Below are 22,312 nucleotides of genomic sequence, written 5' to 3' on the forward strand. Positions count from 1 at the left end.
GGCCGGGAAACGCGCCAACATGCGGCGGATGTCGGAGCACTTTGCCAGGTCTCGTCAGCGAGGTTTTTATGCAAAATTTGACGCTGCTGTTATCGCCTCGTTTCATCATACTGACGCTTTGCATTTGCATCACCGCGCTTCTGGTCTGCGCCGCGGTCTACTACGATTTCAAACACATTTTTCTCTTTGCGATTCCGATCACGATTTTCGGCTCGCTGTCGGTGCTTGGTATTCACGACATGCTCCAGAAGAGCCACGCCGTTCTGCGCAACTATCCGATCTCCGCGCATATCCGCTTTCTGCTGGAGGAAATCCGGCCCGAGATGCGGCAATACTTCTTCGAAAGCGAAAAAGACGGCAAGCCGTTCAGCCGCGATACGCGCGCAGTGGTCTACCAGCGCGCGAAGATGGTACTCGACAAGCGCCCGTTCGGCACCCAGGAAGATGTCTATGCGCAAGGCTACGAATGGATGAATCATTCGGTCTCGCCGAAGCCGCTGGCCGACGCACCTTTTCGCGTCATGATCGGCGGACCGGACTGCACCAAGCCGTATTCCGCCTCGGTGTTCAACATTTCCGCCATGAGTTTCGGCGCGCTCAGCCCCAACGCCGTGCGGGCGCTCAATGCCGGCGCGAAAAAAGGAAATTTCGCGCATGACACCGGCGAGGGCGGTGTCAGCCCCTATCACCGCGAAAACGGCGGCGATCTGATCTGGGAAATCGGATCGGGATATTTTGGCTGCCGCAATCCCGACGGAACGTTTAATCCTGAACTTTTCGCGAAGGTTGCGAGCGACGATCAGATCAAGATGGTTGAACTGAAAGTCAGCCAGGGCGCGAAGCCGGGCCACGGCGGCGTGCTGCCGGCCGCGAAGGTGTCCGAGGAGATTTCACGCATTCGCGGCGTCGCAGTGGGCGAGGATTGCATTTCGCCGGCCTATCACAAGGCGTTTTCAACTCCGATCGAAATGATGCAGTTCATCGCCGAGATGCGCCGGCTGTCGGGCGGCAAGCCGGTGGGCTTCAAGCTCTGCATCGGCCATCGCTGGGAGTTCCTTGCGATCTGCAAGGCGATGGTCAAGACCGGGATCTATCCGGACTTCATTGTGGTCGACGGCAATGAAGGCGGCACCGGCGCGGCTCCCGCTGAGTTCATGGACCACCTTGGCATGCCGATGCGCGAGGGCGTCAGTTTCGTCCACAACGCCTTGATCGGGATTAATGCGCGAGATCGCATCCGGATCGGCGCAGCCGGCAAGATCGCGACGGGATTCGACGTGGCGCGCGCCATGGCGCTCGGCGCGGACTGGTGCAATTCGGCGCGGGGCTTCATGTTCGCTTTGGGTTGCATTCAATCGCTGAGTTGTCACACCGATCGCTGCCCGACCGGCGTGACGACGCAGGATCCGTCACGTAACCGTGCTCTGGTGGTGCCGGACAAGACCATGCGCGTTTACAATTATCACCGCGCGACCCTGCACGCGCTGGCGGAATTGATCGCGGCATCCGGTCTTAGCCATCCGCAGGAGATCCGGCCGATCCACTTCTCGCATCGCCTCTCGGGGACGGAGGTGCTGTCGTTTGCGCGGCTTTATCCGCAAATTCGTCCCGGCGAACTGCTGGAAGGTCACGTCGAGAACCCGCGCTTCCATGCCTGGGCATTCGCGCAGGCAGAGTCCTTTGCGCCGGTTGCCGCTGCGGCGCCTCCCGCGGCAGTTGTCACGCCGGTCGCGGCGCGCGGATGATCTCAGAACTCGCCGTGCAGCCTGCCTGAGAAGATCGAGACCGGTCCCCGGTCGGCGTTGTAGGCCGGGTTGGTGATGAGCTGGTAGTCGGCGGTGAGCGTGAAGGCCTTGCTGAGCGCGAGCGCGTAGTAGGTCTCCAGAATCCGTTCCGTGCCGTAGTTCAGCCGGCCGTCGCCGATCAGGAGGCCCTTGCCGCCGGCCGCGAGGAAGTCGCGGTGCGCGCCGGACAGGCCGTTGATCGCGCCGCCGAGGCCGATGGTGTCGTCGGGCCGTCCCCAGTGGCTGCCATTGATCGAAACGCCCCCCGACACGCTGCGGTCGATGTCAGTGAACGACAGAATCTCGTTCTGGCCGTCGTTCCAGCTCGCCCGCGCGAAAATGCCGACGTCGGTTGCGATCTGCTGTTCGGCGTTGACGTAGAAGCCGTACTTCGACCGCTCGCGGCGCTCGCCCGGCACGATGTCATTGATGTTGATCCCGGGATTCGCCGCGCTGATGCCCAGCGCGTTGCGGTAATTGGCGGTGTTGCCGCGGTTGGCGAACACGCCCACGCGCAGTTTGCCGGGCTGGTCCAGGATCGTGTGGCGTCCCTCGAATTCGATCACCGCGCCGCCGGTCTTGAAGGTGAGCACGTCGCTGTTGGGCTGCGACGGCACCTGAAACAGGCCAGCCCTGATGGCCCAGTCCTTGCGGTTGAGCTCGACGACTGCGCCGCGCGTGAAGCCCGGCAGGTCGGCCGGAAAATCATAGGCCGCGGACGACCACATCGCCCAGTTCATGAAATCGGCGCGCGGATCCTTTGCATAGGAATTGCCGTCGAAATAATCGCCGACAGCAAACCGTCCGACGGTGACCGTGACGCGGTTGATGTCGCGCTTGCCCGACAACTGATTGGCGGCATCGGCGACGTCTTCCTGCTCGCCGCCGAGGCCGAAGGTCTGGCGGAAGAAATAGCGCTGGGCGCGAAACTCGGGATACTCCGCGCCGCCCTTTTGCGCTTCGCCGTTGGAAAATCCTGCGAGGCCCAATGTGCCGCCAATGCCGAATCCCTGAGCGAGTTCGGGATTGAAATACAGTTCGCTGCCGTCCCACAGCCGCCATCCCAGAAATGCGCCGAAGGTCCACGTCTGTCGCGTGCGCCCAATGCCGGGGAGGCTGTTCGGGCCCTGATACGGTGCGCGGAAGGAAGGATAGCCTTGCGTGATCAGCGTGGTCTGGCCGTGGACGTTCCAGTTGGTCGATTCCGGAAGGGCCAGCGGCTTGATCGCGGTGTTGCCAATCCACGGCGGCGTGTCCCATAGCCGGTAGTTGAGGCCGACCTTGATCGTGTGAATCGTGGGGTCCACGGCGACATCGGGCAGCGGCACGTCGCCCAGTCCATAGGTCCGCGCACCGAGATCGATGTAGTTGTACTCGACCTTGCCGGTCCAGTTGCCGCCGGCGGAGACTTCGATGCCCGCACCCGCGACCCAGCCGAGATGCATGCGCGGCTTGTTGCCGACGATCTCGCCGGTCGCATTGTTCAGATCGACACGGGTCCGCCCGAAGGCGGCGCCACCGGTGACGTAAGGCAGCACGGTTCCGAATGCGTAGCCGACGCGGCCTCGGGCGGTGCCGAAGTAATCGAACGTCGTGTTGAACGGTGCAGGTACGAGCTTCGGCCGATCGAGCGTGCTGGTGAATGAAATATCGGCCTCGACGCCAAACACCCACTTGCTTGGAAGCTGAAGATTGTAACCGGCCTGATAGCCGCCGATCAGGCCGGTGATGGTGGACGGGAAAAAGATGCCCTGCTGCGGCAGCGGGTTGGTGCCGGGACCAAAGCTGCCGCCGCCGTAGCCGACGTGCCCGCCGATGTGGAGACCGCTCCAGTCGAAAACCGGCGCAACGCGCGATGCCTTGAAGGGCATGACGGCGTCAGCAGCCCGCGCGAGATCAAGCGGCGCCACCGCCAGCGCAAGTCCGGCGACTGCGCCTTTCACAAGGAATATGCGGCGTATGGTCTGTGTCATGAAACGGCCAGCGCGCGGGATCGCATCCTAGTGTCCTGAATCGAAGGACACTAGAAAACATGATTCTAGTGTGGAGGGACCAGAAAGAACCAAGCTTCCTGGCATTTGGCTGTATTTGCGAATGGCCCTCAAGCGCTTGTTTTGCTTATGAGCAGCCGATTTGCAGAGCGGCTGAAATCCGCCTGCGCGAGCCATGACATTGCCGCGTGACAAGCAGACGACACAGCGCCCGTGGCTTAGTTGCGCCTGTCGGATCGTGCAAGAAAAACAAATGACCCGCCCGGGGGGACAACCGGGCGGGTCCTTGGGTCGGCGCGGCGTGGATGAGGCGTCGCGCCGAACTCAACTCGGATTTTTCGATCAGTAGCAGCTACGAACGCGGCCGATGTAGTTGCCGTAGGCGTCGAACTGGCGGACCCAGCCGCAGCGGCGATAGCCGTAATAGTCATTGGCGTAAGCGTTGCTGGCAGCGGCGGCGAACAGCGCGCCTGCGGCGAGGCCAACACCGATGCCGACGCCATGGTGATGATGATGGAATTTGCCGGCGTGAGCTTCCTGAGTGGTGGCGGCGATGCCACCGGTCAGGGTCAGAGCAGCAACAGCGAGGGCGGCAATCTTGGTCTTGATCGACATGATACTCTCCATCCTTGTTTGGGGCGGGCCGTGTGGACCGCATGCCAATTGGTGGTGAGCTGTCGGGATTCGGTTCGAAGATTCTCTTCGAAAAAATCGAAATCAGTGAAAATATAGTAATTTCAATGTCTTAATTGGCTACTTCGAAATCTGTGGCCGATTCGCCAATCTTGTCAGGTCGAATTTGTCGACATCCTGCAGCAGTTCGACGAAAGCCCGCGCGCCGTAATCCAGCAGCGCATTACCTTTGTCCGCAGTCGCCATCGTCGCATCGCCGACTGCGCCCTGCGGATTGAGATCCTGCATCGCCCACGCGAACGGCGCAGGACGTCCCGCCGAAAGCCAGCGGAATTCCTTGACCATCTTCTTTTCCGCAGACTCGAAATTCGCAATCCGGTTCGCTCTCACCTGATCGGGAAAGGCCGCGAGCATGATCGAGGTCTCAACCGCGCCGCCGTGAATTCCGAAACGAAGCTCATCGGTGGAAAACAAGCCGTCCGGTGCACCGAACCGGCTCCAGCTCGTGGTGATCGCCAGCATCTCGTGTTTTGCGCGCAAATCCTGCGCGATCAGCGCCATCGCCGCGCTGTTGCCGCCGTGACTGGTGACAATGACGAGCTTGCGAATGCCGGCCTGCGCCACGGCATCGCAGAGGGTCATCCATTTGCTCAGCGCGACCTCCGTCGGCAGCGTCTGCGTACCCGGGTAGGCCGTATGCTCGGTGGAAATTCCAACCGGCTCAATGGGCAGAAACGTCACTGGCAGATCGTCCGGCAGCGCGGCGCGGACGCGCGCCAGATAGGCCTCCGCGATCAGCGTGTCGGTCTCGAACGGCAAATGCGGCCCGTGCTGCTCGGTAGCCGCCAGCGGCAGCACGGCGATCCAGCGGGAGGCCTCGACCTTGTCGATGGTGGACAGGCTTAACGCGGTCCAGTCGTGCGGCGGCGTCATGGTCATCGTGCGCGGGTTTCTTCGAACAGGCGTTTCTTTGAATCAATTAGCAGAGTAGCTTTGCGATGCCCATCATGGGCAAAACGCCCAACGGAGTCCAATCATGCCACCCAGCCGCTTGCTGCGCGCGTTTGTTGTCGGAATCGCACTGTGGTCGGTGACCGGAGTACCGGCGCATGCGCAGACCCCCGGCGAACTGGACAAGGTTTCGTTCGGCACCAACTGGGTCGCGCAAGCTGAACATGGCGGATTCTATCAGGCCGCAGCGGACGGCACCTACGCGCGTTATGGCCTCGACGTCAGGATCGTTCCCGGTGGCCCAAACGTCAACAACCGCATCCAGTTGATCGCGGGCAAGCTCGATTTCTTCATGAGCGCGAACACGCTGCAATCATTCGACGCGGTGGCGAACAACGTGCCCGTCGTTGCCGTCGCGGCGATCTTCCAGAAGGATCCGCAGGTTTTCCTCGCGCATCCAGAGTCCAAGGTCACCAGACTCGAAGACCTCAAGCCGCTGACGCTGTTCGTGTCCAAGGAAGGAATGCCGACCTATTTCCAGTGGCTGAAATCCGAATACGGGTTCAGCGACGAAAACGTAAAGCCCTATACGTTCAACGCGCAGCCGTTCCTGGCCGACAAGAAAAGTGCGATGCAGGGCTATGTCACGTCCGAACCGTTCGCGGTGGAGAAGCAGGCGAAGTTCAAACCGACCGTGATCCTGCTGGCGGACTATGGCTTCAACGCCTATTCGACGTTGATCGAGACACGCACCGCCTATGCCGAAAAGAAAGCCGATTTGGTGCAGCGCTTCGTCGATGCCTCGGTGACCGGCTGGTACACGTATCTCTATGGCGACAACCGGCCCGGAAACGCGCTCATCAAGAAGGCCAATCCGGAGATGACCGACGATCTGCTCGCCTATTCCGTCGACAAGATGAAGCAGTATGGCATCGTCGATTCCGGCGACACGCTGAAGGATGGCATCGGCGCGATGAGCGACGAGCGCATGGTAACGTTCTTCGGCAAGATGGTTCGTGCCGGCGTGACGCGGCGCGACATCGACTATCGCAAGGCTTACACCTTGCGGTTCGTCAACAAGGCCGTGGGTGTCAACCTGCGGCCGAAAAACTGACGATGGCGGACTCTCCGGCATGACTGTTCTTGAAGCCGATGACGCGCGTGATGGATTGCCGGGCGGTGCGGCGGTGTCGCTGCGCGATGTCACCAAGGTTTACGATAACGGCGTTGCCGCGCTCGGCCCAATCGACCTGAATGTCCGTACCGGGGAGTTCGTCTCATTGCTCGGGCCGTCCGGCTGCGGCAAGTCGACCGCCTTGCGCATCATTGCTGGACTGAGTGAGGCGACCGCCGGCCGCGTACGTGTGGCGGGACGCGATCCGCAGGATCGTTCGCGCCACAACATCGGGTTCGTGTTTCAGGAGCCGACCCTGATGCCGTGGGCGACGGTGCGCGATAACGTCCAGCTTCCGCTCGATCTTGCGCATATGTCCCGCAGCGAATCCGCCGCGCGCGTCAATCAGGCGCTGGCGCAGGTCGGGCTCCTGGAGTTCGCGGATGTCTATCCGCGCGAACTGTCCGGCGGCATGAAGATGCGGGTCTCGCTGGCGCGGGCGCTGGTGACCGATCCGGACATTCTGTTGCTGGACGAGCCGTTTGCCGCGCTCGATGAAATCACACGTTTCAAGCTGAACAACGATCTGCTGACGCTGTGGCGCAAGTTGCGCAAGACCGTCGTGTTCGTCACCCACTCGGTGTTCGAGTCGGTGTATCTGTCGCAGCGCGTGCTGATCATGACACCGCGACCGGGGCGCATCGCGCACGACGTCCGCATTGATGCGGCCGAGCCGCGGGCTGAGGATTTCCGCACATCGCCGGAATATGCAGCGCATTGCCGTGATGTCTCCGCAGCCCTTGCGAAGGCCAGCACGGCCGGGACTGCCGCATGACGGCACGCGATACATCACCGGTCCGGCTTCTGAAATTTGTCCTGCCGCTGGCAGCGCTCGCCGCCGGCATTGCCGTCTGGGAAATTGTGGTTCGCGTCAACAATCTGCCGGTCTATGTGCTGCCAGCGCCGAGCGTAGTGTTCTCGACCCTGGTTCAGGACTGGTCGATCCTGTTCGGATCGTTGCTGACCACGCTTTCGACCACGGTTCAGGGCTTTGTCGCCGCTGCGGTTGGAGGCATCGCGCTTGCCGTGTTGTTCAGCCGCTCGAAATGGCTGGAATATGCGCTGTTGCCTTACGCTGTCATTTTGCAAGTGACGCCGGTGATTGCAATCGCGCCGCTGCTGCTGATCTATCTTCCGCAGCATGCGGCGGTCGTGGCCTGCGCCTGGATCGTCGCGTTCTTCCCGGTGCTCTCCAACACCACGCTGGGGCTGAATTCAGTCGATCGCAATCTGCTCGGCCTGTTCGAATTATACGGCGCTTCGCGGACCCAGACCCTGCGCCGCCTGAAGCTGCCTTCGGCGCTGCCGCATATTCTCGGCGGCCTGCGGATCGCCGGAGGATTGTCGCTGATCGGCGCGGTGGTCGCCGAAATCGCGGCGGGTTCGGCCGGGGCCGGTTCCGGACTGGCTTACCGGATTGCGGAGGCTGGATATAGGCTCAACATTCCGCGGATGTTCGCGGCGCTGTTGTTGCTCTCCATTGCCGGAATTGTCATCTATTTGGGCCTCTCACTGGCCTCGTATCTTGTGCTACGACGCTGGCACGAAAGTGCGCTTGGAAAGGAAAGCTAAATGGCTGCGAATGGTTCTCAGGAAAAGGTCGACGTGCTGATTTACGGACCGTCGAAGCCAGTGATCGATGGCGGTTTTCCCGCGAACTTCGTGCTTCACAAATTCGAGAACCAGCACGACCTGAGCCGCATGACCCCGGACATTGCCGGGCGCATTCGCGGCGTTGCGGTCACCGGCCTGGTGCAGGCCGATGCAGTCATGCTGGCGCGACTTCCGAAGACCGAAATCGTGTCGAGCTTCGGCGTCGGTTACGACCATATCGATTTCAAATACGCCGCCGGGAACAACATCATCGTCACCAACACGCCGGACGTCCTGACCGAAGAGGTTGCGGACACCGCGCTTGGCCTTCTGATCGCGACGGTGCGTGAATTCATCAAGGCGGACCGCTATCTGCGCGCAGGACACTGGACCACGCAGAGTTTCCCGCTGAGCCCCGGCTCGCTGCGTGACCGCAAGGTCGGCATGGTCGGCATGGGCCGCATCGGCCAGGCCATCGCGCGGCGCCTCGATGCCTCGCTGGTGCCGGTGGTGTACCATTCGCGCAATCCGGCCAAGGGCGTCGCGTACAAGCATTATCCCAACCTGATCGAGATGGCGAAGGACGTCGATACGCTGATCGCCATCACGCCCGGCGGTGCGTCGACCGCGAAAATGATCAACGCCGAGGTGCTCAAGGCGCTCGGGCCGCGCGGCGTTCTGATCAACGTGGCCCGTGGATCGGTGGTGGACGAGGAGGCGCTGATCGCCGCGCTCAAGGACGGCACCATCATGGCCGCCGGCCTCGACGTGTTCGCGGCTGAGCCGCAGGTGCCGGATGCATTGAAGACGATGCAGAACGTGGTGCTGCTGCCGCACATCGCGTCGGCGTCGGTGACCACGCGCAACGCGATGGATCAACTCGTGGTGGACAATCTCAAACTGTGGTTCGCGGGCAAGCCACCATTAACGCCGATCGCCGAGACGCCGGTGAAGGGTCGCTGACCGTGACCCGCGCCGCGATGTTTGCGCTCATGAGATCGTGGCTGAGCAGGCAGGCTTGCCTGCTTGCTCTGGCGACGGTCACCCTGAGCGCGCCATACGCCGCGGCGCAGGACGCCCGATCGCTCGCCAAGGAGATGATCGGAGAATGGGAGCTGTCGACTGCGGGCCGCGACAAGACCTGCGTGATCACGCTCAAGGGCGATGCCGGTCCGCAGGGCTCGAAGCTCGAACTCGACAAGGGGTGCAGCGTCACGTTGCCGTTCACCAAAAGCATCGTGGCATGGAGCGTGAAGGGTCTCGATATCGTGCGGCTGCAGGATGCTGCGGGACAATCGGTCATCGACGTGACCGAGGTCGAAAGCGGTATTTTCGAGGGGCTGCGCCAGGGGGAGGGCGTCTATCTGCTGCAAAATCTCGCGGCCGCCCGCGCTCTGTCGAAATCGGCGGATCAGTTGATCGGCGACTGGGCGATGGTGCGCGGAAGCGGGAAGTCGATCTGCGGATTGACGCTGACCAATACCGAAACCTCGCCGGAAAATTTCGCGGTGTTCCTGAAGCCGCGGTGCGATCCGATGGTGACTGCTTTCGCGCCGACGCTGTGGCGTATCGAGCGTGGCGAATTGCTGCTGCGGTCGGCGAAGGGCGAGGTTTGGCGCTTCGAGGCCGACGACAACGCCCAGTGGCGGCGGGTCCCCGACAGCGCCGATCCGTTGATCCTGATGCGGCAGTAAAAACCTCTTTCTCCAACCTCAGTCGTCATCCCGGCCAAGCGCAGCGCGAGCCGGGATCCATAACCCCTGTCGCTTATGCTGGCGATGCGGTGTCGCTCTTTTTGAGGATGCAAGGGTGATGCAAGGGTGATGGGTCCCGGCGTTCGCCGGGACGACGATGAAGCGTCCGGAACGACCCTCACGTTCACGCTCACATCAGCCGCAGCCCTTTCAGGCTGGCGTGGCCGTTCTTGCCGACGATGATGTGATCGTGCACCGAAATCCCGAGCGGGCTCGCAATCGACATGATCGATTTCGTCATCTGGACGTCGGCGGTCGACGGCGTCGGATCGCCGGATGGATGATTGTGCACGAGAATGATCGCGGTGGCGGATAGTTCAAGCGCGCGCTTGACCACCTCGCGCGGATAGACCGGCGTATGGTCGATGGTGCCGACCTGCTGCAATTCGTCCGCGATCAGTTGGTTCCGCTTGTCGAGAAACAGGATCCGGAATTGCTCCTTGTCGGCGAAGGCCATGGCCGCGCGGCAATACTCGATCACCGACGACCATGACGACAGCACGGTCTTCTGCTTGTTGATCTGTCCTCTGGCGACCCGGCTTGCGGTCGCTGCGATCAGCTTGATTTCGGTGATGGCCGAATCCCCGAGCCCGCTGACTTCCTTCAGGCGTAACTCCGGCGCATGGACCACCTCGGCGAACGATCCGAATTTCGCGATCAGTGCCTTGGCCAGCGGCTTGACGTCGCGCCGCGGCAGGGCCCGAAACAACACCATTTCGAGCAGTTCGTAATCGCTCAGCGCATCGGGGCCGGCATCGCGGAAGCGGTCGCGCAGCCGCTCGCGATGGCCATGATAGTGCGGCGCTTCGGAGAAGCCGGATGGATCGGGCTCTTTGGACCTGGTTGGCATGGCGCAATGCGTGCTCAAGTATGTTGCAAGCATCGCTGCGCCCGGCTGCATTTGCAACCGGCTTTATGCTGGTATCAAAAGGCAAGAGCGTTCGTCGAATGCACCGATATGTACATCCCGCCAGCAGGCCAAGGCATCATACCTTGTAAAGGCATCATACCTTGTAAGGTGGCTTGTCCAGCTTGCCGGGCGAGAGCGTGAAGATTTCCACGCCGTCCTGGGTCACGCCGACCGAATGCTCGAACTGCGCCGACAGCGAACGGTCGCGGGTCACTGCGGTCCAGCCGTCGGACAGGACCTTCACATGCGGCTTGCCGAGATTGATCATCGGCTCGATGGTGAAGAACATGCCCGGACGCAGGACGACGCCTTCGCCGGGGCGGCCGATGTGGATGATGTTCGGCTCGTCGTGAAACATCCGCCCGAGGCCGTGTCCGCAGAAATCGCGGACCACGCTCATCTGCTGCGGCTCGACGAAGCTCTGGATCGCATGGCCGATATCGCCGGTAGTTGCGCCGGGCTTCACGGCGGCAATGCCGCGCATCATCGCTTCATAGGTGACGTCGATCAGCCGCTCTGCGCGGCGTGAAATCTCGCCGACGGCGTACATCCGGCTGGAATCGCCATACCACCCGTCGACGATCATCGTCACGTCCACGTTGACGATATCGCCGTCCTTGAGTTGGCGGTCGCCGGGCATGCCGTGGCAGACGACATGGTTGATCGAGGTGCAGGTCGAATAGCGATAGCCGCGGTACATCAGCGTCGCGGGATAGGACTTGTTGTCGAAGGCGAACTTTCGGACGAAGTCGTCGATCTGCGACGTGAAGATGCCCGGCCTGACGATCCCTGCAAGCTCGTCGAGGCATTGCGCCACCAGCGCGCCCGCCTTGCGCATGCCGGCGAATGCAGCCGGACCGTGCAGCTTGATCTGTCCGGTCTTTCGCAACGAGGTTTCGGTGGCTTCGACGTAATTCATGGGAATCTGGCTTCAAATCGAGGAACTTGCTGATTTCCCCTCCAATTTAATGGATGCAGCCCCCAGCGCAAGCGATGGTTCGGCCGGGCTGCCAATCCTTAATCGGGGCTTGTTTTCAGGGCTTATTTTCAGTTTCAGGCTCGATCGGAACTGGACCCCTGAGGCTGATGTCGTCGCGGGTGAGGTTGCAGGTCCAGGCCAGGGCTTCGACGCCGGACAGGCGCGCCTTGTCGAAGGCGCGGGCATAGGCCGGATCGATGTCACGGGCCAAGGCAAATGAGCGCGCCGAGCCGATCTGGATCACGAACAGCATCACCGCACGGGCCCCTGTAGCGACCATTTCGGCCAGCTCATCGAGATGCTTCGCGCCGCGCGCCGTCACCGAATCCGGAAATTCGGCGACACCTGCGCGGCGCATCAGGTGCACGTTCTTGACCTCGACATAGCAGGGCGGACGCGAGGGATCTTCCAGCAGGAAATCGACGCGTGAGCCTTTGCCGTTGATGGTGCGGCCGTACTTCACTTCGCGGCGAATGGTGGCATAGCCGGTTAGCTCAGGGATCGCGCCAGCCGCGAGCGCCTCGGCCACGATGGGATTCGGATGCATGGTGTTGACGCCGGTCAATTCACCGCCGCCGCCGAAATCGACCTCGATCAGTTCCCACGAGTAGGGCAGCTTGCGCGCAGGGCTCGGAGATTTTGACAGCCAGACCCGTGCGCCTTCGGCTTGAAGGCCGGTCATCGCGCCGGGATTGGCGACGTGCGCGGTAACCACGGTGCCGTCGGCGAGTTCGACATCGGCCAGAAACCGCTTGTAGCGGCGGATCAGGGTCGCCGGGATCAGTTCGCTGGCAAAGCGCATGTCAGTTTTGCACGTCGAGGACGGTTCCCGCCGGCAGCGCGTTGCCGCGCACGCGGATTTCCCGCACCGGATACGGCACGCGGATGTTCTCGCGCTTGAACGCGTCCCACAGTTTCAGCATCACTTCGCTGCGGACATTGTCCGCGCCGACGTCGAGATCGGCGACCCAGAATGTAAGCGTGAATTTCATGCAGGTTTCCGCGAACTCCACCAGCAGGCAGTTCGGCGGCTTGAAACTGGCGACGCTGGCCGTCTTGCCGGCAATGTCGATGGCCAGCTTGCAGACCACGTTCGGATCGGCGTCGTAATTGGTCGCGAAGTTGACTTTCACCAGCATGTTTTTGTTGGTGTAGGTCCAGTTGACCACGCGCTGGGTCACCAGATCCTCGTTCGGGATCAGGATTTCGCGGCCGTCACCCGCCGCGACGGAAATGTAGCGCGTGTTCATCGCGCTGATTTTTCCCGAACTGTCGCCGATGGTGATGAGATCGCCGGGCTTCACCGACTTGTCCGCCAGCAGGATCACGCCGCTGATGAAGTTGGCGACGATCTTCTGCAAGCCGAAGCCGAGGCCGACGCCGATGGCGCCGGAAAACAGCGCAAAGGCGGACAGATCGATGCCGGCGGCGCTCATCACGACCGCAAAGGCGCCGACCATCAGCAGGAGGCGGACCATCTTGACCAGGAGAACCTGAACCGACGGCGTGAGGTCGCGCGAGCGGGTAATCCGCGATTCAAGGAAATTGCCGAGAATGCCGACCAGCCAAAGCGCGATGCCCAGCGACACGGCAACTTTCAGGACCAGCAGGGGCGTCACCCGCAGCGCACCGAGCGGGACTGCGACGGAGTCCAGCGCCGCCGCCACATCGTCCAGTTTGCCGATAATGCTCAGCGCCGCCACGATCCAGGCTGTCACCGAGACCGCGCGGACAACGAATTCATTGCGGATCAATCCCGTCGCGAGCCGGATGATGACCCAGGCCGTTGCGAGGCTCGCTGCGGTGGAGAGCAGGTAGCCGTGCCGCATGACTTCGGCCTGCACGATGACGGCGCGGGTGATGCTGATCAGCAGCGCGAAGATGATCGTTCCCGCACGATTCATCAAAACCCGGATCAGCACCCGCAGCGGCGCCGGAAGTCCCATCGCCAGCGACGCCGGGTCGACCCGTGCCCGGAGAAAACTCGCGGCGGCAAGCGAGAGACCTGCAGCGACAAGGATGATGCCGGCCTGCATGTAGAACCAGGGCGATACGAGATAGGCCTCCGCGGACTTGATGCTGGCCTGCCACGCCCGTTGGATATCATCCCAGTCCATGGGCAACTCACCTTGCAAAGAGGCAGGCCGGTCCGGCCGCCTTGGTCTGATCTTGGGTTCGACCCTGGATTTGATTCGGTCGTTCGCCAGATTCCCACATTCTGCGGCTGAAGGTGCGTGAGAATCCCGCGTGCGAGCGACTTAACACCAGCAAATCCTGCACAATGGTGATCAACTGACAAATGAGTTGGCGTCGGGCGGCTGCGACGATATTCATGCAAATGCAGGCATTTTGGACCGGAGACACACACAGCTAATGGCATCCCTCGACTCGGTCAGCATTGCCATTCTGCTCGGCTCGGTTCTCGTGATGGCGGGCATTCTCTCCAGCCTGCTCGCGCTGCGGTTCGGTGCCCCGCTGCTGCTGGTCTTCCTTTTTGTCGGTATCCTCGCGGGCGACAGCGGACCCGGCGGCCTTCGCTTCGACGACGTGCAGACGACCTATCTGGTCGGCTCGGTGGCGCTGGCGCTGATCCTGTTCGACGGCGGGCTGAAGACCCGTTTCCAGAGCATCCGCGCGGTGCTGGCGCCCTCGGCAGCTCTGGCCACCGTCGGTGTGCTGCTGACGGCGCTGATCACGGCGCCGGTCGCCAAGTATGCGCTCGGCATCGGCTGGCCGGAAGCGCTGCTGGTCGGCGCGGTGGTGGGCTCCACCGACGCGGCCGCGGTGTTCCTTCTGGTCCATAGCCAGGGTCTTCGCCTGCGCCCGCGCGTCGGTGCGACCCTCGAAGTGGAATCCGGCACCAACGATCCGTTCGCGATCTTCCTCACGCTGATGCTGGTGGAATTCCTGTCGATTGGGCAGAGCTCGTGGGCGCATGTTGCGCTTCAGTTCGTGCGTGAGAGCGTGCTGGGCGTGGTCTTCGGAGCTGCCGGCGGCTGGCTTGTCGTGTTCGCGCTGAACCGCGTTGCCCTGCCACAGGGGCTGCACGCGCCCTTTGTGACGACAGCCGCGCTGGTGATTTTCGGGCTGGCCCAGATCTCGCACGCGTCGGGATTCCTCGCGGTCTATCTCGCCGGCATGATCATCGGGAATCGTCCGACCCGCGCGCACAATTCCGTCGTCGCTTTTCTCGACGCGGCGACATGGCTGGCGCAGATCGTGATGTTCGTTTTGCTCGGCCTGCTGGTCTCGCCCGAGCGAACATTGACGACCGTGTTGCCGGCCGTCGCGGTGGCGCTGGTGTTGATGCTGGTGGCGCGGCCCATCGCGGTATTTCTTTGCCTGGCTCCGTTCCGGTTCAACTGGCGGGAGCGGACCTTCATCGCCTGGGTCGGCCTGCGCGGCGCGGTCGCGATCTTCCTGGCCTCTATTCCATTGCTGGTCGGGCTGCCCAACGCGCAGGTCTATTTCGACGTCGCCTTCGTCGTCGTCATCATCTCGCTGCTGCTGCAGGGCTGGACACTCGGCGCCGCTGCGCGGCGTCTGCACGTGGCGCTGCCGCGGGCGGATCGCGGGCCTCGCCGCGTCGAACTCGATCTGCCGGGACAGCTCGAACAGCAACTCGTCGGCTATCCGGTTCGCGCCAACAGCCTGTTCCTGAAACGCGGGCTGATCCCGTCATGGTCGAAGCCCACGCTGGTGATCCGCGACGAGCGGATTCTCTCGCCTGTCGAAGCCGAGCCGGTGGTGAAGGGCGACTATCTCTATCTGCTGGCGCCGCCGGAAAAAGCCGAGGCGCTGGATCGCTTCTTCGTCGATATGCCCGTGGTGCCCGCGCCGGACCCGCATCTGCTCGGCGATTTCATGATGCCCGGTGATGTGACCTTGAAGGATGTCGCCGACATCTACGGCGTCACCGTCGCGACCAGCGACGCACACCTGACGCTGGCGGACTACTTCGATATTCATCTCGATCACGCGCCCCGCGTCGGCGCAACCTTGCCGCTCGATTCCATCGTGCTGGTGGCGCGAAGCATCGGCGGCGCGCGCGTCAACATCGTTGGCTTGCGGTTGCCGGAGGATGAGGAGCCGCCGGCGCCCCCGCTGACCCGCACCGCCGCTGCAAAGCGTCGGCTGTCGCGGATCGGGACCCGGCTGCTCGGGAGCTGAGCCGGCTACAGCGCGCGGGACGGCAGCAACAGCGGTCCATCCGGCGTCTCGACGCGGTTCACCGAAATGCCGAAGATCTCCGCGATGCGATCGGGCGTCAGCGCCAGCGGCGGCGTGTCGTTGGCGACGATGCTGCCCTCGTTCATGACGACGACGCGGTCCGCGAACCGCATTGCCAAAGCCAGATCGTGGATGATGGCAAGCACCGCGGTGCCGCCGTGGGCAATGCGCTGAAGCAGATCCATGACGATGAGCTGATGCCGCTCGTCGAGCGACGCGGTCGGTTCGTCCGCGATCAGCACCGAGGCTTCGGTCGCCAGCGCCCGCGCGATGGCGACGCGGGCGCGTTCGCCGCCGGACAATGTCGTGATCAGCCGCGAGGAAAACTCGCCGACAGCGGTGGCCTCGATGGCGCGCTCGATGGCGATCCGGTCCTTGATGGAGGTTTGCGAGAACGGATCGGCGTGCGGCTCGCGTCCGAGCGCCACAATGCTGTCGACCCGCATCGGCCAGTGAAACTCGTGCCCCTGCGGCAGATAGGAGATGGCGCGGGCGCGGACGCGGGGCGCGAGATCGCGCAGGCTGGCACCGTCGAACGTGACGGAGCCCTCGGCTCTCATCACGCCGGCCATGGCGCGCGCCAGTGTGGTCTTGCCAGCACCGTTGGGTCCAGCGAGAATCGTGAATTCGCCGGCATTGAGGGTCAGGCCGACGTTGTCGACAATCCGGCGTGTGCCACGGGTGACCGTGACACCCGTAGCGACAAGGCGTGGATTTTCGTTTGGCTTCATTGCGTGCTGTCCTCCAGCGCGCGGCGCTCGTGGAAGATCATCGCCAGGAAGAACGGCACGCCGATCAGCGCCGTCACCACGCCGATCTTGATTTCGATGACGGCTGGGATCAGGCGCACGGCAATATCAGCGGCCATCAGCAGCGCCGCGCCCGCCAGTGACGCAGGAAGCAGCACGTGCGCGGGATCGGAGCCATAAAACCGCCGGACCAGATGCGGCGCGACCAGTCCCACGAACGAGATGGCGCCCGCGACCGAGACGGCGGCACCGACGCCGAGCGCGACGCCGATCACCACCAGCACGCGGGTACGTTCGACATTGACGCCGAGCGACGCAGCCGCGTCTTCACCCAGTGTTAGCGCGCGAAATGCCCCGGCGTTGATCGCCAGCACGAACCAGCTCACGATCATGAACGGTGCGGCGAGCCACACATGCTCCATGCTGCGGTCGCGTAGTGAGCCGAGCAGCCAGAATGCGATCTCAAGTGCGATGTAGGGATTGGGTGCGAGATTGAGGATGAGCGCGATGGCCGCGCCTGCGAGGCTTGCGAGCGCGAGGCCTGCCAGCAGCGTTACCGTCAGCGAGGCGCGGCGTCCGGCGATCGCGACCAGCGCGCCGACCGACAGCAGCGCGCCTGCGATGCCGCCGAGCGGGACCGCCAGCGACAGCGCACCGGCAAATCCGAAGGCCATGATCGCCGCCGCTGCTGCTGCGGCGGCTTGCGGCGCACCGAACAGCGACGGTTCGGCGAGCGGATTGCGCAGCAGGCCCTGCAACGCTGCACCAGCCAGTCCGAACGTCGCGCCGATCAGCAACGCGAGCAAGGTTCGCGGCAGCCGAATGTCACGCACGATGATCGAGGCCACACCCTGATCGGAAAACAGCGCCGCGATGACCGTACGCGGCGAAAATTGCGCAGGTCCGGTCAGCAGCGACAGCACGAACAGCACGGCCACCAGCACGACGAGCATCCCGGTCAGCAAGGTGCCCTGACTATGTCCCTGGCGGTCGCTGGTCATTCCGTTCCGATTGTTTCGGCGTGTTTTCGCGGCAGAACAACCGCTGACGCAACACAATGGACGTGGCATAACAGGCTGTCATGATCAAGAAAACCATATTCGCGGCCATGCTTGTTTCGGCAACGTTTCCGGCGTTTTGCGGGACTGTGTCCGTCGCGCGCGCGGACGGTGCGCCAAAGCGTATTGTATCGTTCAACCTTTGCGCCGATCAGTTGCTGCTTGCGCTGGCCGATCCTGCCCAGATCGCGGGACTGTCGCCCTATGCGGTCGATCCGCTTCTGTCCGTCATGACCGACAAGGCTGCCTCGTTTCCCCGTCTGGACTGGGACGCTGAATCTGTCGTGAATCTCGCGCCCGATCTGGTGCTGGGCGGTCCGAGCCATCGCCCGATCCATGCCATGCTGAGTGCGATGGGCATCCGCGTTGTGGACGTTGAGCTCATTCGCAATCTCGCCGATGCGCGCCGTCAGGCCATCGAGGTCGGAAAGCTTGTCGGTCATCCGGAACGCGGCGAAGCATTGGCGCGCCAGCTCGAACAGGCCGAAGCGAGTTTGTCAGCCGTCGCTTTAAAGCCACCGTTGACGGCGCTGGTCATTCAGCGCGAAGGCTATCGGGAAGGTCCGGCCAGTCTGGCGTCGGGCATGCTGTCGATTGCCGGATTGCGGCCGCCCGACCGTGCGTCATCTGGAGCCGGCGGCTTCATGTCTGCGGAGCAAGGTGGCTTTGTGTCGCTGGAGCACTTGCTAACGGCTGGGCCGGATGTGCTGGTGTTGCAGGACCCGCCGCGCGAAGCGCGCGATCAGGGTGCGCTGTTCATCACTCATCCGGCGCTGCTGTCGCGCTATGGCGCGAACCGGCGGATTGACCTGCCCGAGCGCTATACGGTTTGCGGCGGCCCGCCGCTGCTGCAGGGACTGGATTATCTCGCGAAGGCGATCACGGCTCTGAAGTAGAGATCATGCTCACTTAAATGACATGCGGCAGAACTTCGACGCCGCCGCTGGCGACCACCTTGCCGCGCTTGAGCATCACCACATTCGTCGCCAGCCGACGCATCTCGCCAGCATCGTGACTGACAAAGACCATCGGCACGCTGGCGTCGTCGCGCAGCCGGATGAAATAGGGAAGGATTTCCGCCTTCCGTTCTTCGTCCAGCGACCCCAAAGGCTCGTCCAGTAGCAGCAGGCGCGGCTTCGCAAGCAAAGCGCGGCCGAGCGCCACACGCTGACGCTCGCCGCCTGACAATTGCGCGGGGCGGCGATCGAGCAGGTGTCCGATGTCGAGCAGATCGATCGTGTGTTTCTCCGCCGGGGCGTCGTGACCCAGTCCGTTCATGCGCCTGCCGTAATCGAGATTCTGTTGGACGCTGAGGTGCGGAAACAGCCGGGCGTCCTGAAACACGTAGCCGATCCGCCGCCGATGCGGCGAAACATGCAGGCCTGATGCGCTGTCGTCGAGGACATCGCCGTCGAGCGAAATCCGCCCGCGGTCTGGTTTGGTCAGCCCGGCAATCATGTTGACGATCGATGTCTTGCCGGCGCCGGAATTGCCGAACAGGCCGGTGACGAGACCGTCGCTGGTAAAGGATATGGCGAGGTTGAAATCGCCGAGCTGCTTTTCAACGGCGACCGACAGCATCTTAATAACCATGCAAACGCCGCGTGGCGCGCCGTGCCAGAATCTCCGATGCAATCAATGCGGCCATGGCAATCGCAATCGATACGATCACCAGCCGCAGCGCGGCGGTGTCGCCATCTGGCGTCTGGGTCAGCGAGTAGATCGCCGCCGAAATGGTCTGTGTTTCACCCGGAATGTTGGACACGAATGTAATGGTCGCGCCGAATTCGCCGATGGCCTTGGCGAAGCCGAGCACCATGCCGGCGACGATGCCCGGCAGCGCGAGCGGCAGCGTTACGGTCAGGAACACGCGCCACGGCGCCGCGCCGAGCGTACTGGCGGCCTGTTCGAGTTTGCGGTCCACGGCTTCGATCGACAGCCGGATCGGGCGCACGAGCAGCGGAAACGACATCACGCCGCACGCCAGCGCAGCGCCGGTCCAGCGGAACGCGAACACGATGCCGAGCGTATCGGCGAGCCACGCGCCGACCAGTCCCTTGCGTCCGAATGTCAGCAGCAGCAGATAGCCGGTGACGACGGGCGGCAACACCAGCGGCAGATAGACCAGCGCATCGAGCGCGGCCTTGCCCCAGAAATCGCGCCGCGCCAGCAGCCACGCCACGGCGATGCCGAGCGGCGTGGCAATCAATGTAGCGACGGCGGCGACCCGCAATGAAAGCAGGATCGCCGTCCAGTCCTCGGGAGAGAGCTCGAACATGCGGCCTTAGGAGATAGGCTTGATCAGGAACGTGAAGCCGTACTTCTCGAAAATCGCCTTGGCCGCTCCCGAGCGCAGAAAAGCGAGATAGCCGTTCGCGTCGGCTTTCGCGTTCGTTGTCGCGGCGACCGGATAGATGATCGCGGGATGCGAATCCGCCGGGAAGGCGCCGACGATCTTCACGCCGGGTTCGACCTTGGCATCGGTCTCGTACACGATGCCAACATTGGCTTCTCCACGAGCCACCAGTGCGAGTGCCGCACGTACACTTTCAGCCATGGCGAATTTCGGCTCCGCCGCCTGCCACGCGCCGAGCTTTTCCAGCGCCGCCTTGGCGTACTTGCCGACCGGCACGGCCTTGACGTCGCCGGTTGCAATCCTGCCGTCGCCCGCGAGCTTGGCGAGATCGAAGCCCGGTCCGATCATGACGTTCGCGATCTTGGAATCCTTCGGCGCGATCAGCACGATCTTGTTGCCGAGCAGATTGACCCGCGACGGCTCGCTGATGGTCTTCTTTCCGGCGGAGTAATCCATCCAGTCGGTGTCGGCGGAGATGAAGATGTCAGCGGGTGCGCCCTGTTCGAGCTGCTTGGCGAGCGCCGAACTGGCGGCGTAGCTCACGACGATCTTGGTGCCGTATTTCGCGGTGTAGGCGGCATCGACATCATCGAGCGCGTTCTTCATGGACGCGGCTGCAAAGATCGTGAGGGTCTTGTCCTGAACCGCGGCTGGCGACGCGCCTGATGGCTTGGCGTCCTGTGCGTGAGCCATCGAGAAAAGCGGCGCGCACACAAGCGCGGTCAGCACGAAAAAACGGGGCATAAAAGTCATGGGGCGCTCCATACCGCGCGCGAGGCGCACGTGTTCGTCAACCTGGATTGTTCATGACGACAAGCGGAAGCGCCGTTCCGGCAACCCCGACAGCGCGCAGCATGACGGAGCATCGTTGGCCGCGACCATATCAGGCGTGGCTTCTGCGTAAAGTCCTGGAATCTGGCTTTCTGCTAAGGCGCCATCAGAACCTGCCGGCATTCGGCGGGCAGATTTGCAAGCGTCATCGGAGGCTTCGGCTTGGGCGGCTTCACCGGCGGCTTCGGATGCAGCACCGCGTCACTGAACCAGTAGGCGAGATCGCCCGTGCTGCAGCCCTCGCCGTTGTTCGGCGGCGGTTGGGCCTCGCAGTTGGTGCTGCCCGGCGGACACTTCATGCGGATGTGGAAATGGTAGTCGTGTCCGTACATCGGGCGCACTTTCGACAACCAACTCCGGTCGCCGTTCGCTTCCCGGCACAACGCCTTCTTGATCGCGGCATTGACGAAAATCCGCTCGACCTGCGGCTCCTGCGCGGCGGCGCGGATCACCGGAAGATGTGTCGGCGTCCACGTGGCTGAATCGATGTCGAGCCGGTCCTTGCGCACCATCATCACTGCCGAGGTTTCCTCGCGCTCCTCGCGCGAAAGCTGCCGGTTCGGCATCGGCGTCAGCCAGATGTCGGCGTCGAGGCCAATCTGGTGGCTGGCATGGCCGGTCAGCATCGGCCCGCCGCGCGGCTGCGACATGTCGCCGACCAGCAGTCCCGGCCAGCCTGCTGTCTTCTGAGCCTTGGTGGCGACTCGTTCCAGCAAGGCGATCAGATCCGGATGTCCCCAGTTGCGGTTGCGCGATAGCCGCATGACCTGCCATGCCGGTCCGTTGATCGGCAATGCGACCGCGCCCGCGATGCAGCCCTTGGCGTAAAAGCCGATCGGCTGCGGCGCGAGTTTTGCGGGCAGCGGCTTGCGGCCGAACAGCTCCTTGGCGGCGACATTGGGATCGTTGGGATTGGCGAGCGGCGGAAGCGGCTTGGGACTGACGCTTCCCTTGTCCTGCGCTGACGCCGGACTTGCCATCGACACGACGGCTGAGATCAGGGCGAGCGCGAGAATCAGACGGTGTCGCTTCATGGCGCCTCTTATAGCGGAAGGCCGCACCGGCGACGAGACGGCGCGATCCTTAACACGACGTTAGCCATGCTGGAGAGTGACGCAAATTGGTGCGGAATGCTATTTCCGGGCGCATTGTTGAGCGTTCAGCGTGCGATGGCCGCGATAGCCCGGTAGCAAATGGCGGTATCTGGCGCTGCGATCCGCCATTCTGGTCCCGGCAAAGCCTTGCAATTGAGCATTTTTGTTTGCCCGGCATGCATCAATTCCGGCCGGAGTCTGACGCAGGCGCCGAGAGATACCATT

The 22,312-nt window shown here is 62.9% G+C and carries 21 protein-coding genes; 8 read left to right on the plus strand and 13 right to left on the minus strand.

Features of this window, described 5'->3' with window-relative positions:
* Window positions 1-68: 68 nt before the first annotated feature.
* Window positions 69-1,745, plus strand: a complete 1,677-nt coding sequence (locus tag YH63_RS09105) for an FMN-binding glutamate synthase family protein (protein ID WP_046827876.1) — start codon at window positions 69-71, stop codon at window positions 1,743-1,745.
* A gap of 2 nt (window positions 1,746-1,747) precedes the next feature.
* Here the strand turns inward: YH63_RS09105 and YH63_RS09110 are convergent, their stop codons facing one another.
* The 3 genes from YH63_RS09110 to YH63_RS09120 form a co-directional block, all read right to left on the minus strand.
* A complete protein-coding gene (locus YH63_RS09110; RefSeq protein WP_046827875.1) occupies window positions 1,748-3,757 on the minus strand; it encodes a carbohydrate porin in 2,010 nt (669 codons plus the stop codon).
* Between the two features lie 360 nt (window positions 3,758-4,117).
* Entirely contained in the window at window positions 4,118-4,390 is a 273-nt protein-coding gene (locus YH63_RS09115; protein ID WP_046829642.1) for a hypothetical protein, read from the minus strand.
* Between the two features lie 138 nt (window positions 4,391-4,528).
* Entirely contained in the window at window positions 4,529-5,347 is an 819-nt protein-coding gene (locus YH63_RS09120) for a creatininase family protein (RefSeq protein ID WP_046827874.1), read from the minus strand.
* 97 nt (window positions 5,348-5,444) lie between these two features.
* Here YH63_RS09120 and YH63_RS09125 point away from each other — a divergent pair, with 97 nt between their 5' ends.
* From YH63_RS09125 to YH63_RS09145, 5 genes are read left to right on the plus strand one after another with little or no spacing between them, the layout of a single operon-like run.
* Complete coding sequence (locus YH63_RS09125) at window positions 5,445-6,473, plus strand: ABC transporter substrate-binding protein (RefSeq protein ID WP_046827873.1); 1,029 nt, start codon at window positions 5,445-5,447, stop codon at window positions 6,471-6,473.
* 19 nt (window positions 6,474-6,492) lie between these two features.
* A complete protein-coding gene (locus YH63_RS09130; RefSeq protein WP_046827872.1) occupies window positions 6,493-7,308 on the plus strand; it encodes an ABC transporter ATP-binding protein in 816 nt (271 codons plus the stop codon).
* The gene (locus YH63_RS09135; protein ID WP_046827871.1) at window positions 7,305-8,105 is read left to right on the plus strand and encodes an ABC transporter permease; all 801 of its coding nucleotides are present in this window, start codon (window positions 7,305-7,307) and stop codon (window positions 8,103-8,105) included. The genes YH63_RS09130 and YH63_RS09135 overlap by 4 nt, the downstream gene beginning before the upstream one ends.
* Complete coding sequence (locus YH63_RS09140) at window positions 8,106-9,089, plus strand: 2-hydroxyacid dehydrogenase (protein ID WP_046827870.1); 984 nt, start codon at window positions 8,106-8,108, stop codon at window positions 9,087-9,089.
* 29 nt (window positions 9,090-9,118) lie between these two features.
* Complete coding sequence (locus YH63_RS09145) at window positions 9,119-9,820, plus strand: AprI/Inh family metalloprotease inhibitor (protein ID WP_246658032.1); 702 nt, start codon at window positions 9,119-9,121, stop codon at window positions 9,818-9,820.
* 190 nt (window positions 9,821-10,010) lie between these two features.
* Here YH63_RS09145 and radC read toward each other — a convergent pair whose 3' ends face one another.
* The 4 genes from radC to YH63_RS09165 form a co-directional block, all read right to left on the minus strand.
* Complete coding sequence (gene radC, locus YH63_RS09150) at window positions 10,011-10,730, minus strand: RadC family protein (RefSeq protein ID WP_046829640.1); 720 nt, start codon at window positions 10,728-10,730, stop codon at window positions 10,011-10,013.
* Window positions 10,731-10,884: 154 nt separating this feature from the next.
* Window positions 10,885-11,709, minus strand: a complete 825-nt coding sequence (gene map, locus YH63_RS09155; protein ID WP_046827869.1) for a type I methionyl aminopeptidase — start codon at window positions 11,707-11,709, stop codon at window positions 10,885-10,887.
* Window positions 11,710-11,824: 115 nt separating this feature from the next.
* Window positions 11,825-12,571, minus strand: coding sequence for a DNA/RNA nuclease SfsA (gene sfsA / locus YH63_RS09160; protein WP_046827868.1), 747 nt, complete (start codon window positions 12,569-12,571; stop codon window positions 11,825-11,827).
* 1 nt (window position 12,572) lies between these two features.
* Window positions 12,573-13,886: a mechanosensitive ion channel family protein gene (locus YH63_RS09165; RefSeq protein ID WP_046827867.1), complete on the minus strand. Its 1,314-nt coding sequence runs from the start codon at window positions 13,884-13,886 to the stop codon at window positions 12,573-12,575.
* A gap of 256 nt (window positions 13,887-14,142) precedes the next feature.
* On the opposite strand from YH63_RS09165, the gene YH63_RS09170 reads away from it, so the two are divergent.
* Window positions 14,143-15,939: a potassium/proton antiporter gene (locus tag YH63_RS09170; protein WP_046827866.1), complete on the plus strand. Its 1,797-nt coding sequence runs from the start codon at window positions 14,143-14,145 to the stop codon at window positions 15,937-15,939.
* 5 nt (window positions 15,940-15,944) lie between these two features.
* On the opposite strand, the gene YH63_RS09175 is transcribed toward YH63_RS09170, so the two are convergent.
* Window positions 15,945-16,730, minus strand: a complete 786-nt coding sequence (locus YH63_RS09175; RefSeq protein WP_046827865.1) for an ABC transporter ATP-binding protein — start codon at window positions 16,728-16,730, stop codon at window positions 15,945-15,947.
* On the minus strand, window positions 16,727-17,749 hold the full coding sequence (locus YH63_RS09180) for a FecCD family ABC transporter permease (RefSeq protein WP_046827864.1): 1,023 nt from the start codon (window positions 17,747-17,749) through the stop codon (window positions 16,727-16,729). The genes YH63_RS09175 and YH63_RS09180 overlap by 4 nt, the downstream gene beginning before the upstream one ends.
* Window positions 17,750-17,829: 80 nt before the next feature.
* Between YH63_RS09180 and YH63_RS09185 the strand changes: the two genes are divergently transcribed.
* On the plus strand, window positions 17,830-18,702 hold the full coding sequence (locus YH63_RS09185; RefSeq protein ID WP_046827863.1) for an ABC transporter substrate-binding protein: 873 nt from the start codon (window positions 17,830-17,832) through the stop codon (window positions 18,700-18,702).
* 13 nt (window positions 18,703-18,715) lie between these two features.
* Here the strand turns inward: YH63_RS09185 and modC are convergent, their stop codons facing one another.
* The 4 genes from modC to mepA form a co-directional block, all read right to left on the minus strand.
* Complete coding sequence (modC, locus tag YH63_RS09190; protein ID WP_046827862.1) at window positions 18,716-19,387, minus strand: molybdenum ABC transporter ATP-binding protein; 672 nt, start codon at window positions 19,385-19,387, stop codon at window positions 18,716-18,718.
* Between the two features lies 1 nt (window position 19,388).
* Window positions 19,389-20,084 (minus strand): molybdate ABC transporter permease subunit, encoded by a 696-nt coding sequence (gene modB, locus YH63_RS09195; RefSeq protein ID WP_046827861.1) that lies wholly within the window; start codon window positions 20,082-20,084, stop codon window positions 19,389-19,391.
* Window positions 20,085-20,090: 6 nt separating this feature from the next.
* Window positions 20,091-20,855, minus strand: a complete 765-nt coding sequence (gene modA, locus YH63_RS09200; protein ID WP_246658130.1) for a molybdate ABC transporter substrate-binding protein — start codon at window positions 20,853-20,855, stop codon at window positions 20,091-20,093.
* A gap of 233 nt (window positions 20,856-21,088) precedes the next feature.
* Window positions 21,089-22,027, minus strand: a complete 939-nt coding sequence (gene mepA, locus YH63_RS09205; RefSeq protein WP_046827860.1) for a penicillin-insensitive murein endopeptidase — start codon at window positions 22,025-22,027, stop codon at window positions 21,089-21,091.
* Window positions 22,028-22,312: the final 285 nt, after the last annotated feature.

The sequence above is a fragment of the Afipia massiliensis genome, from assembly GCF_001006325.2.
In the GTDB taxonomy this organism is placed as follows: Bacteria; Pseudomonadota; Alphaproteobacteria; order Rhizobiales; family Xanthobacteraceae; genus Afipia; species Afipia massiliensis_A.